Here is an 11,679-nt window from a genome sequence, read left to right as displayed (position 1 = left end):
AAGGCATCGCCATTAACGCGCACCGCATGCGTGTCGGCGAGCAGCGCCCAGACATCGTGTCCGCCGTGCTGGCATTGCACGAGCGTGATTGACCCGGGTTGCGCGCCCGCGGCGTCCACGGCCTCGACATTCAACTTTCCGTTGCAGCAGCAAAGTCGCGCCGTTGTCATGCCTTCCAGTGGAAAGACCGTCCAGCCTGGTTTGCCGTCGCTGTCGTACATATGTCTGAGGAGCTGCGCCATGAGTCCCTATCCTTTCTGCGGATTCAATTCGTAGTCGCTCTGCCGCGGCGGCCGCTTTCACATCGGCGCAAGCGCCAGCTTACACCAGAAAACTCACGGTGCCGGGCTGGCGTGTGAGCGTTACACCTCGGGGCGCGCGCGCCGGAAAATATCGCCGCCCGGATTTGCGGAATAGAGCCGGGAAAACAGCACGATGCGCCGAAAGAAGTGGTACGAGCGCAACATTTCGGGGGTGTGCGCGTCGCGGCCGGCCGTGACAGACGTCAAGGCCTTTCCCGCGCGCTCGCGCGACGGTTTGGCATCCGCCCCGGTGTTTTCCGCCGCAGCCATTGTTGGAACCGCGCCGCGCCGGGGCGGCACGGAAGCGGGCGCCCTGCGTCCGGGCACATTCGAGCCTTGGGGAAGTCCGCTTCCTCTACGCACTGCCTTCCCATGTCTGTGTCTCATAGTCGCGCCTCCTCAGCCGTTCCTGGGCTCCACTTGCAGCGCCGCACATGTCGCGCGTTGCGTGAGTGCATTATCGATCACGCCGGACGCACTGCCGGGCGGACTCGGAATCGTTACATGGCGCGCGCGGGATTTCGCCCCGAAAGACGGGGGATTAAGAAAAGAGGATGAGAGCCTGCGTTACAGAGGAAGCGGCGGTCTGACAGGCCGCGCGGCCGCCTGAGTGCTTTCTGTTTCTGGCCCGACCGGACGGATGCGGCTAGGCGCGCCCGAAGTCCGGAATGGGCAATTGTTCTCCGTTCTGGAATGCGGATTGGTGCGCGACGATGCCGGGCACGCAGAAAGCGAGCGCCTCGCGGAGGCTGAGGGCCGGTTCGCGGTTCTCCACCAATGCGTCGATGAATTCGCACGTGATAAAGGGATGTGATGCGCCGTGCCCCTTGTCGTAGCGCATGGCCTCGGGCACTTCGCGCCAGTAGTCAGGAATGACGGCGGCGCTTGTGCCGTCGTCGTATCTCGCGAGAAACGGCTGGCCCGCCGGCCCTTCCATGTATAGCGCCGCCTTGTCGCCGAACCATTGTGCGCGCTCGCCGTGCGCGTAGATGTTCCACGCCACACTGCAACGGAACGGGTGGCCCTTGTCCGTAAGAAACAGGGCCGTGCCGTTCGTGAATGGGTTGCCGTATGCGTTGTCCCGGAATGCCGGGTCTTCCGTCTCGCGTAGGCCCACGCACGAAACCTTCGTCAGGTGTTCGCCCGTCACGCCGATCAGGAACGCCGTCGAATGCGTCGGGTACAGCATTGGCGGCAGCCCGTAACGCCAGGTCTTCGCGCCATCCTGCCGCGACAGCGCATCCTGGTCGTGGCCGATGCCCGGGTGGTAATACTCGCCCTCGCAGTAGACCATTTCGCCGAATGCGCCCCGCGCGAAAAGCCGCCGAGCGGTGACCGTTTCCCAGCGGTAGTAGCTCGTTTCGGCCGTCATGTACCTGAGGCCGGTCCGTTCCTGGACTTCCTTCATCATCTCGGCTTCTTCGAGCGTCATGCACGCGGGACACGCGCTGACCACGTGTTTTCCATGCTCCAAGCACAGTATGACGTGCCGCGCGTGGTCTGGCGCGGGCGTAAACAGGGCCACGGCGTCGATGTTCGGGTCGAGCACCAGCTTTTCGAGCGACTCGTGCGCCTTATCGCACGCATAGCGCCCTTGAAGCTGCGCGCGCCGCTCGGGAATCAGGTCGCTGACCGCTTCCACGATGCAATTCGGGTGTTCGTGCCAGTGAAACGACAGGCCGAAGCGCCCGCCCACCACGCCGATGCGGACCTTCCTGTCCCCGCGCGGCGACCAGGCCGGGAGCACGAGGTCCTCCAGCGTCTGCCCCGCGATCGCGCCCGCCGCCAGCAATGCCGCACCCGAAGCCAGGAACATGCGCCGATCCATCCGACGCTTCCGGTTCCCCGTGTTCTTGTTCATGAAATCGTTCCTTCCCGCCTGTGCCGCGATCGTACGTTCCGCCATTGTCCCGCATCGGTTCGTGCGATGCAACGCGCGCCGCGTGGGGGATGCTTCCGCCTGTCTCCGCGGATGCGGGAATCTGCCCGGGGTGGTTTTGGGAACTGACAAGGCGTTTCGAGTAGCATAGCGCGAAGCGAGCATCAGGAAAGGGCGCCATATGCCGGAACTAAATGACGGACCGGCCTCGCCGCTGTTCGCGCCACTGCGGTTTACGGGCGGCGCGGCCATCGCGCGTCTGCCCGGGCGCGGCCTGTCGGAGGCGCTGCGCGACGCGCTCCCGCACGCGCCGTCGGGCGCGTGCGTGTGCTGGGGCATCCCGTTTCATGTCGGCAGGCGTATTGCCCATGCCGCGACGGGTCCGGTTACGCTGCGATTCGCGCCGGTGCGCGCGCCGTGGCTGGTGTTCCTGCACACGACGGACGCGGTGGTGCTGCCGCAGCAGGATGACGGGCTCTACGCGCCCGCGAAAGGCTACGGCCTGCTGGGCGAGCCGGTGGCCGACTATGTGTTTCTCTACGCGGACGGCGAAGAGGTGCGCCATGCCGTCCGCCGCCGGTACGAGATCAACCTGTTCCAGCGGCCTTGGGGCGAATCGAGCTTCGCATGCGTCGCGCACACGAAGCCCTACACGTTGTATCCGCTCAGCCGGCAGCCCGTGCAGGAAATCCCGTTCGATCCCGGGCAGCATTTCGTGTGGGGCACGACCCAGACGCGCGTGGCGCAGGTTGATCTGACGCCTTGGACCAACTGGGTCTGGGCGTGGGAGAACCCGCGCCCGAACAAAGCGCTGGCGGGCGTGCGCATCGAGCCCCGCACGGAGCAGGGCGTCGTGCTGGTATTCGCCGTGACAGCAGGCCGCACGGTCTCCCTGCCGTACCGGTGGGAACGGCGCGAGAAGGCGTTGTTGCGGCTGCCGGATGGCATGACCTTCCGGCCGGACCTGAAAATGCCGGGCCTGCTCGAACAAATCCAGATTGATCTTGGGCAGGTCATCAGCGCCGAACCGCGACGGCGCTACCCTGATGCGGCCTGGCGCCGCTCCGGTAACAATCAGCTTCCCGAGGTCAGCGACCGCGAGATTCTCGTCGAATATGCCGCCCATGCGGAGGCGTGTTTTCACCTGTGGAACGGGATGGTGTTCCCTGTGTCTCGTGTCGTGAAGCGGCGCGGCGTCATCGAGCCGGTGGCCCCGTCCCGGCAGCGCGTGACGCTGCGCGCCGTCGAAAAAGGCAGCGGCAAGCCGGTTGCGGTCAAGCTGCACGTACATGGCGAAGCGGGCGAGTATCTCGCGCCGCTGGACCGGCACCGCTACCCGAATCCGGCGTGGTTCGAGGATTACAGCGCCGATTTTGTGCATCGCGGCCTTCACAACTGCGCCTACATCGACGGGGAGACGACGATCGACCTGCCGCTGGGCCGGGTGTACGTCGAGGCGAGCAAAGGCTTCGAGGTCCGGCCCGTGCGCAAGGTTTTCGTCGTCGGCCCGCGCACGAAAACGCTCACGATCTCGCTCGAACGCGTGTTGCCCTGGCGCGAACGCGGCTGGGTTACGGCGGACACGCACGTCCACTTCGTGTCGCCCACGACGGGCCTGCTCGAGGGCGCGGCCGAAGGGGTGAACGTGGTCAATCTGCTCGCGAGCCAATGGGGCGAACTGTTCACCAATATCGGCGATTTCGACGGCAAGACGACCCACGGCGGCATCGAGAGCGGCGGCGACGGCGAGTACCTGCTGCGTGTCGGCACGGAGAACCGGCAGCATGTGCTCGGCCACATCTCGCTGCTCGGCTACGGCGGCAGGCCAATCCTGCCGCTGACTACGGGCGGGCCGGACGAATCGGCCATCGGCGACCCCGTCGCGGTGCTGATGAGCGAGTGGGCGCGCCAGTGCCGGCGCCAAGGTGGTCTCGTTGTGCTGCCGCATTTCCCGCAGCCGCGCGCGGAGAACGCCGCATGCCTCGTGCAGGGCAACATCGACGCCGTTGAAATGACCTCATGGGGCGACCTGTACGGCGGCATCAACCCCTACTCGATTTCAGACTGGTACCGCTATCTGAACTGCGGTTATTTCGTGCCGGCAGTGGCGGGAACGGACAAGATGAGCGCGGACACGCCCATTGGCGCAATCCGCACCTACGCCCGTATCGAGGAAGGCCGCCCCTTTGACTATCGCGCGTGGAAGGACGCCGTGCGCGCGGGACGCACCTTCGTAACCTACGGGCCGTTGCTGGAATTCTGTGTCGAAGGACGGCAGCCGGGCGGGCGCATCCGCATGAAACGCGGCGGCGGCGAGGTTGCGGTCCACTGGGAAGCAGCCAGCACGACCGTGCCCATGTCGCGCGTCGAACTGGTCGTCAACGGCGAGGTGCGCGAAAGCATTGCCGTGAAACCTTGGGCCGCGGAAGGGGATTTGACCCTGCGCACGGACCGCAGCATCTGGGCGGCGTTGCTCGTGCGCGGCCACTATCCCGGCAAACCGGAAATCATCGTGGCGCACAGCTCGCCGGTCGAGATCGAGGTTGCGGGCGCGCCGTTCTTCGCGGCGGCGGATGCACTGACGATTCTCGAGCAAATTGAGGGCAGCATGGCATACCTGGACACGTTGGCCACGCGCGCGGACACGGCGGCGGTGAAACGCATGCGCCTGACCCTGACGGCGGCGCACCGGGAGATACACAACCGGCTGCATCAGGAAGGCCATTATCATGAACACGCGCCCGGCATGAACCATCGGGAACACCGTCATGAGAAGTCGTAAGGCATCACGGTTATCCGTGATTTGCATGGTCGCGGGCCTCGCCTTCGCCGGATGCGATCGCACCGCGGTGATCCGGGGAACGGTCGTCGACGTGTCCGGCGAAGCACTGCCCGGTGTCGCCGTTGCCGTACCGGACCAGAACGCGCAGGCGGCCAGCGACGAACGCGGGTTATACCAAGTGCGGTGCGTGCCCGGCGAACTGTATCTAACGTTGATGAAGACGGGCTACACGCCGGGCCGCCTGACGGTAGTGGCCGCGCCGGGCACGACCGAAGTGACGGAGGCGCGGCTGTGGCCGCTGCCGATTGCGCGCGGCGTGTACCTGTTTGAGAACTACCGCTATCTCGAAATCGACCGCACCGAGCCCAAGCGATACCTTACCCGCGAATTCGGCCTGGTTCATGCCGCCAAGAAAGACATCACGTTCACCACGGAAACGGCCCAGCCCACGATCATTTGCTTCAAGATGCCGGAATATGACGTGCAGATCCATCAGATGCGGGATGTCGAGGCTTCCGATGCGGACCTCGAGACCCCGAACTACGCGCAGCACGTCTGGGCGCCCGTCCGCGCGCTGCCGGTCAGCGTGCGGCCCATCGACGAGCCCGAACGCCTGCTTGCAGAACTGCGGCTGGACGGGCCCTTGGAGCCGGGCGCGTACGGCATCCACTGGGGCGCGCTCCAGGGTTACGCCGGCACGGACTCGCGCGTGTTTCTGTTCCGGGTCGTATCGCCGGAGGAAAAGGCGGCCGAAGCGCAGACCGCGACGGATGCGGCGCCGCAGGAGCCCGCGAAAGAAACGCCTCCGGACGCGTCCGTATTGCGCACGGGCGAAAGCGATGACCCCGGAGATGGGTGGTAAGCCATGCCGTACGTGTTTGGACCGGTCCCCTCGCGGCGCCTCGGCTTATCGCTCGGCGTCGACCTTGTCCCCTTCAAGACGTGCACGTACGATTGCATCTATTGCCAGCTCGGCTGCACGACGCGCCTGACCACCGAACGCCGCGAATGGGCGCCCGTCGAACCCCTGCTCGCGGAACTGAAAGAGAAACTGGAACCGCGACCGGATTACATTACGTTCAGCGGCTCCGGCGAGCCCACGCTGCACTCCCGGCTGGGCGAGATTATCGAACGCATCAAGGCGATGACGGACGTTCCCGTGGCGGTGCTGACCAACGGGTCTCTGCTCTGGCAGCCGGAGGCGCGGGCCTCGTTGCGCCGCGCGGATCTCGTTTCGCCCTCGCTCGACGCGGGCGATGCGGCGGCGTTCGAGGCCGTGAACCGGCCGCCTGCGGGGTTCTCCTTCGAGCGCATGGTGGCAGGGCTCGAGGCGTTCCGCGGCGAGTTCAGCGGCCAGTACTGGCTCGAGGTGTTCGTGCTCGCGGGTTACACCGGCACCGTCGAGGCCATGCGCCGCATCGCGGCCTGCGCGGCGCGGATCCGGCCCGACCGGGTGCAATTGAACACGGTTTCGCGCCCGCCGGCCGAAGGGTTCGCCCGCGGCGTTTCCCGGGAGCAGTTGCTCGAATTCGCGCCACTCTTCACGCCCCCCGCCGAAATCATCGCCGAATTCCCGCATGCCGCCCGCGCGCCGGGCGCGCCTGCCGGCATCGACGACGTGCTCGACCTCATCCGGCGGCACCCGGCCACCGCGCGGGACGTAGCGGAAGGGCTGGGCCTCGCGCAAGCGCATGCCGACGGCTATATCGGGGGCCTGCTCGCGGCCGGCCGCATCGTCGCCGCGCCGGTCGGGGCATTGGTCTATTACAGGGCCAGCACCTCCTCAAGCCGGTGACGGCGGGCATTGGAGCAGAGGGCGCAGTCAGCCGCCGAGCGGACGGGAGCAGGGGGATACCGGCTTCCTCGCCCGCGGCATCAAGCTTGCTCCCTTCGACGAATGTGACCGCCCTCAGCGGCTGCTGAATAGCCAAACCGACACCGGTTGGGAGTGCAGGCCGGGGGCTTGACGCCGCATTCCCGGCCAACACCCGTTTGGTCGTGTCAACCCGGCAACTTGCGGAAATCGCCGCGTGCGACTTCTTGCCGGTTCTGATGGGGCAGCGTGCTTGAAGGCGTCAACTCTCTTTTTCAAACCAGCGATAGACGATGCCCGCGACTGCCGCACCGATAATCGGAGCCACCCAGAAGAGCCACAGTTGCTGCAGAGCCCATCCGCCTACGAGAAGCGCCGGTCCTGTGCTTCGCGCGGGATTCACGGAGGTGTTGGTCACGGGAATGCTAATCAGATGAATAAGCGTCAGCCCCAGGCCGATGGCGATGGGAGCGAATCCTTGAGGCGCGCGCTTGTCCGTTGCCCCAAGGATGACGAACAGGAACATGGCGGTCATAACGATTTCCGTGACGAGACCGGCTGTCAACGAGTATTCGCCTGGGGAATGCGCGGCATATCCGTTGGATGCCAAACCACCGCTCAAGTCAAAGCCCGCCTTGCCGCTGGCGATGACGTACAACACGCCCGCCGCAGCGATGGCCCCGAGAACCTGGGCCACGACATAGGCCGGCAGGTCTGACGCCTTGAAACGTCCGCCAGCCACCAATCCGACGGAAACCGCGGGATTCAGATGACAGCCGGAAATATGCCCGATGGCGAACGCCATCGTGAGCACGGTCAGACCGAAGGCGAGCGACACCCCCAAGAGGCCAATTCCAACGTCGGGAAAGGCCGCCGCCAGTACCGCGCTGCCGCATCCTCCCAAAACCAGCCAGAATGTTCCGATAAACTCCGCTGCTGAACGCTTGAAAAGTGACATGATACACCTCTTCTTTCGTTATGGCCCGCTGTTGGTCCGCCTCTTGTCCAGAATACAAGGGCCCTTGTCATCTTTGGTGACGCAGGCCTCTCCCACAACTAAGTATACCCCGATATTGGCGAATCGACAATGCACGGGCACAAAAACCGCGCCTGCAACCGGATCTCAAAAAATGACCAAGAGCCTCATCGCGGGGTTCCGCCGGACCTTGCCTCAGGCGCGGCTTTCGAGCAGTTTCAGGTCCAACGCTTCGAGCTGTTCCGCGACAAGGTCGGGCCGGTGCTCGGCAAGGATGGTCTCCCGGGCGCGGAGGCCGAGTTCGGCGCGGAGTCTGGGGTTGAGGGCCAATTCGTGCAACGCGCCCGCGAATGCCTCGGGGTCGTTATCCGGCACGACGCGCCCGCTTTCCCGGTCGATGACGGGGTAGGCAGCGCTTTCGCAGGCCACGATGGCCTTGCCTGCCGCCATTGCGTTCAGCAGTTTAATCGGGTAACCGGACCAGGAGACGCGCGGCACGGCGAATACCGAATCCTCGGCGAGCAGCGGGAGCAGCGCGTCGAAGTCGGGCGTATAGACGAATTCCGCCTGCGGCGTCCGCGGCGCCTGCTCGCTTGCAATCAGCAGGCGCGCCTCGGGCAGCCGGAGGCGCAGCAGTTCCATGGCGCGGTACAGCAGGCCCAGGTTCTGGTAGGGGTCCAGGTTGCCCGCGTAGAGGATCGGCGGCGTGTTCTTGCCTACGGTGCACGGCGCAAACTGCGCAGCGTCGAGCGGCGGCGGCACGACGGCCACCCGCGCCGGGTCGCAGCCGCGGACGATCAGGTGCCCCGCGAGCCGCCGGTGCGGCGCGATCACACGGTCGGCGCGGGGCGGGACGCGCCGGTCGAGGCGGAGTCCCACGAAGGCGGCCAGCGCGCTGCCGTTGAAGTAATACGGCAATTCGTCCGACATGGCGTTGTGCGCGTGGTAGACGATAGGCCGTTTGCGCGCGCATAGCGCGACGAGCAGCGCCTCGTAGTTGTGCGCGTGGACCACGTCGATGCGGTGCTCGCGCACGACGCGGCGCAGCACGCGCACGAGGTCCAGGTCGAGCAGCGGCTTTGCGGGGAACGGGCCGGCCTGGGTGCGGGAATCGCCCCACATGCGCCGCCCGCGATGAACGGGCAGGCCGCTCGTGTCTTCGCCCAGGCCGCGGCCATACACGACGAGATGCACTTCGTGGCCGCGGGCGCGCATGGCAAGCGCCGTATCGCGCAACAGCACTTGCGAGCCTTGCGGCACGGGATACGGGCATGCGCCCACCATGGCGATGCGCAACGTCATTCGAAATACCCCAGCGCGCGCAGGCGGCCCTCGATGGCGCGCGCCTCGTCCGGCGTGTAGGGCCGTTGTTCCTGGCCGAACGCGGGGGGCGCGGCGCCCGCCCCGGCGCCCAGCAGCGCGCGGCCTTCCATCGGCGGCGCCGGCACGCCCAGCACGGCCAGGACCGTCGGCGCGACGTCTTCGAGGCGCGCGCGTATTGCCGCGCAGGGCTCGGACAAGAGCAGCACACCCATCGGGCGGTGCGTGCCGTTCATGCCGTGCTCTTTGCCGCCCGGGTATTCTTCAGGCCGCAGCCGCCGGAAGCCTGGCCCGCCGCGCGCGCGCAGACACGAGTGCGAGTAGCCGTTCTCGAGCGCGAGTTCGAGGACGATGTCGGGCGCGCGCTCGACCCAGGGACCCTCGTAGAGTTCCGCCCGCGGCCACGCCCGCACGACGGGCCCCCACCCCTCTATTTCGCGGCAGAGATCGCGCACAAAAGGTCCGTAATCCCGCGCGCGCACCTGCCCCCGCGGCTCGCGGCCTTCAAGGTTTACCCGGACCGACGGGAAGTAGTTCAGTTCCTCGGACCAGGCGGCCGTGGCGGACCAGTCGATGCCGGCGAAACGCGCGCGCGACTCGGCCTGCGCCGCCGCGTGGCTGAACCGGCGGAACAACGCGCCGCGCCAGCGCCCGGGCACGCAGGTCAGCGCCGCGCGTTTCAGCAGGCTGCCGCGCGCGCGGCGGAAACGGAGGTAGCCGCGCTCGGCCAGCCAATTGTTGAGATGCAGCACGCCCGTGCCCGCGCCGCCGAAACCGTGGTCGCTGACCACGCCCGTGACGACGTCTTCGCCCGCAGCTTGAACCAGCGCGCCGGCCGCCGCGTCGAGCCGCTCGTACACGTCGCGGATCGCGTGCTCGTGACCGGGGCGGAACCGCGGCGAATGGGGGTCGTGGAACATCCAGAAGTGATGCGCCACGGTATCAGATTCGCCGAAGACGGCCATGAAGAAATCCCACGGCTCGCGTTCGAGCAGGCGCCGTGCAATGGCGGCCTTTTCGTCGATGGCGCGCAACAACAGCGGCAATGCGCGGTCGTGCCAGCCGGGTCCGATGTCCGATTCCTGGAAATCGGCGAAGCGCCAGTCCCGCACTTCGGGATAGCGTTCGGGCGGGTACACGAAGGAGGCGTCGATGCGCGTCGCTACGGGCGAATCGAAACCGGACACGAACCAGCCGTTCACCGGCTCAGGCGGATACGTGCCGGGCACGCCCACGACACAGACGCGTTTGCCTGCCTCTGAAAGCACGTTCCAGATTGCGGGCGCCTTGCGAAACGTGCCGTTCGTGAATTGAATCGCGTACTGGCCGGGCAGCATCCCAGTGAAATCGAACAGGCCATGACGGCCCGGCCCCACGCCTGTCACGCACGTGGCCCATGCGGGGAACGTTGCGCAGGGCATCGTGCTTGCCGCGGGCAGGAACGCGCCGCGCTCCGCAAGCCGGGCAAGATGCGGCAGACGCCCTTCATCGATCCAGCGCGCCACCAGCGACGGCTCCGCGCCGTCGAGTCCTATCAAGAGAAATCGCGGCATGAGTCTGATTGTAGCAGAGCGGTCTCAACCACGGCGAAGGCACCACGGCGAAGGCGCGCGGTTACCCGTTCTCACGCACCCATTGTTCATCGCGCAGATACACCACTTCGCGGCGCACTTCCTGCGGCGCGGCTTGTATCACAACGTAGTGGTGCGCGCGGCCCTCTGCGGCGAGACGGCGGCTCAGCGGCGCGCCGCCGCCCGCGGTCAGGGTGTAGCGAACCCCGCCGATTACCGTGGAAGCGTACCCGTGGATGTGCGCCATGAACACCTCGGTTACGCCGTGCCGGGCAAACAGCGCGTGCAATGTCTCCGCATTCTCCTTGAAACCGCGGCGTTTCGAATCGCTGGCGAAGGTGGCCTCAAAGAATGCGGGCGGAATGTGGAAGAACACAAAGCGGAACCGGGCGCCGGGCTTTGCGAGTTCCTGTTCGAGAAAAGCGAGGTCCGCCCCGGTTACGCGGCGGCCCCGGCTGTTGTTGAACCCGACAAAGCGGCACGGGCCAAGGTCGAACGCGAACTTGTCGTCGCCATAGATCGCCTGGAATGCCGCGAAATCGCGGCGCGCGCCCCGTTCGTGGTTGCCTGGCACGCAGAACATGGGAATTCCGGCCAGGGCCCTTTCCAGGAGCGCGATATGGTTCTCGAGAAACTCGCGCGCCGTACCGTGACGGACAATATCGCCGGTGTGGAAGACCATGACCGGTTCTTCCGCCGCAACGCGCTCGTATACCCGGGAAGTGACGCGAACGCGGTTCCGCGTGTCACCCAGGACAACGAAGGAAAACGTTTCCGCGCCTCCGTGGCGCGCCTGCGCATCGGCCACGAGCCGCGCGACGCCGTACCGCGGGCGCAGCGCGGCCAGGCGGTCGAAGCCGCGATGGGCACGGGCATACTGCAACGCGGAGAGTCCGCCGAGCATCAGCACGAGCAGCGCGAGACCGCCCGCGGCCAGCCAGACGCCGTACTGGCAGCCGATGTATGCCGCGGCGGCCAATACCAGCAGCATGGCAATGCGTTTTTTCTTGAACATGGGTGCGAACGTCCCTCTGCG

Annotated in this window: 10 protein-coding genes; 3 read left to right on the top strand and 7 right to left on the bottom strand. The window is 66.4% G+C overall.

Features of this window, described 5'->3' with window-relative positions:
- The 3 genes from KA184_04380 to KA184_04370 all read right to left on the bottom strand — a co-directional run.
- The coding region (locus KA184_04380; protein MBP8128795.1) for a hypothetical protein at positions 1-242 on the bottom strand (242 nt) is incomplete at its 3' end.
- Between the two features lie 120 nt (positions 243-362).
- Positions 363-509, bottom strand: a complete 147-nt coding sequence (locus KA184_04375; protein MBP8128794.1) for a hypothetical protein — start codon at positions 507-509, stop codon at positions 363-365.
- A 439-nt stretch (positions 510-948) separates the two neighbouring features.
- Positions 949-2,130: a Gfo/Idh/MocA family oxidoreductase gene (locus KA184_04370; protein ID MBP8128793.1), complete on the bottom strand. Its 1,182-nt coding sequence runs from the start codon at positions 2,128-2,130 to the stop codon at positions 949-951.
- A 232-nt stretch (positions 2,131-2,362) separates the two neighbouring features.
- On the opposite strand from KA184_04370, the gene KA184_04365 reads away from it, so the two are divergent.
- From KA184_04365 to KA184_04355, 3 genes are read left to right on the top strand one after another with little or no spacing between them, the layout of a single operon-like run.
- The gene (locus KA184_04365; GenBank protein ID MBP8128792.1) at positions 2,363-4,963 is read left to right on the top strand and encodes a CehA/McbA family metallohydrolase; all 2,601 of its coding nucleotides are present in this window, start codon (positions 2,363-2,365) and stop codon (positions 4,961-4,963) included.
- Positions 4,950-5,825, top strand: coding sequence for a carboxypeptidase regulatory-like domain-containing protein (locus KA184_04360; protein MBP8128791.1), 876 nt, complete (start codon positions 4,950-4,952; stop codon positions 5,823-5,825). The genes KA184_04365 and KA184_04360 overlap by 14 nt, the downstream gene beginning before the upstream one ends.
- A 3-nt stretch (positions 5,826-5,828) precedes the next feature.
- Positions 5,829-6,758, top strand: a complete 930-nt coding sequence (locus tag KA184_04355; GenBank protein MBP8128790.1) for a radical SAM protein — start codon at positions 5,829-5,831, stop codon at positions 6,756-6,758.
- 280 nt (positions 6,759-7,038) lie between these two features.
- Here KA184_04355 and aqpZ read toward each other — a convergent pair whose 3' ends face one another.
- The 4 genes from aqpZ to KA184_04335 form a co-directional block, all read right to left on the bottom strand.
- Positions 7,039-7,734 (bottom strand): aquaporin Z, encoded by a 696-nt coding sequence (gene aqpZ / locus KA184_04350; protein MBP8128789.1) that lies wholly within the window; start codon positions 7,732-7,734, stop codon positions 7,039-7,041.
- A 213-nt stretch (positions 7,735-7,947) separates the two neighbouring features.
- On the bottom strand, positions 7,948-9,054 hold the full coding sequence (locus KA184_04345; GenBank protein MBP8128788.1) for a glycosyltransferase family 4 protein: 1,107 nt from the start codon (positions 9,052-9,054) through the stop codon (positions 7,948-7,950).
- Positions 9,051-10,625 carry an alkaline phosphatase family protein gene (locus KA184_04340; GenBank protein MBP8128787.1) on the bottom strand — a complete coding sequence of 525 codons (1,575 nt, stop codon included), beginning with the start codon at positions 10,623-10,625 and terminating at the stop codon, positions 9,051-9,053. Before KA184_04340 ends, KA184_04345 begins: the two co-directional genes overlap by 4 nt.
- A gap of 61 nt (positions 10,626-10,686) precedes the next feature.
- The gene (locus tag KA184_04335; GenBank protein MBP8128786.1) at positions 10,687-11,658 is read right to left on the bottom strand and encodes a metallophosphoesterase; all 972 of its coding nucleotides are present in this window, start codon (positions 11,656-11,658) and stop codon (positions 10,687-10,689) included.
- Positions 11,659-11,679 lie beyond the last annotated feature (21 nt).

Source organism: Candidatus Hydrogenedentota bacterium (assembly GCA_018005585.1).
In the GTDB taxonomy this organism is placed as follows: Bacteria; Hydrogenedentota; Hydrogenedentia; order Hydrogenedentales; family JAGMZX01; genus JAGMZX01.
Note: the sequence above shows the minus strand (reverse complement) of the source record. Positions and strands in the feature narration are given on the sequence as shown.

Coding starts and splice junctions, on each gene's coding strand:
- KA184_04360 (MBP8128791.1), top strand. CDS start 4,950: ATGAGAAGTCGTAAGGCATCACGGTTATCCGTGATTTGCATGGTCGCG.
- KA184_04365 (MBP8128792.1), top strand. CDS start 2,363: ATGCCGGAACTAAATGACGGACCGGCCTCGCCGCTGTTCGCGCCACTG.
- aqpZ (MBP8128789.1), bottom strand. CDS start 7,734: ATGTCACTTTTCAAGCGTTCAGCAGCGGAGTTTATCGGAACATTCTGG.
- KA184_04335 (MBP8128786.1), bottom strand. CDS start 11,658: ATGTTCAAGAAAAAACGCATTGCCATGCTGCTGGTATTGGCCGCCGCG.
- KA184_04355 (MBP8128790.1), top strand. CDS start 5,829: ATGCCGTACGTGTTTGGACCGGTCCCCTCGCGGCGCCTCGGCTTATCG.
- KA184_04370 (MBP8128793.1), bottom strand. CDS start 2,130: ATGGATCGGCGCATGTTCCTGGCTTCGGGTGCGGCATTGCTGGCGGCG.
- KA184_04345 (MBP8128788.1), bottom strand. CDS start 9,054: ATGACGTTGCGCATCGCCATGGTGGGCGCATGCCCGTATCCCGTGCCG.
- KA184_04340 (MBP8128787.1), bottom strand. CDS start 10,625: ATGCCGCGATTTCTCTTGATAGGACTCGACGGCGCGGAGCCGTCGCTG.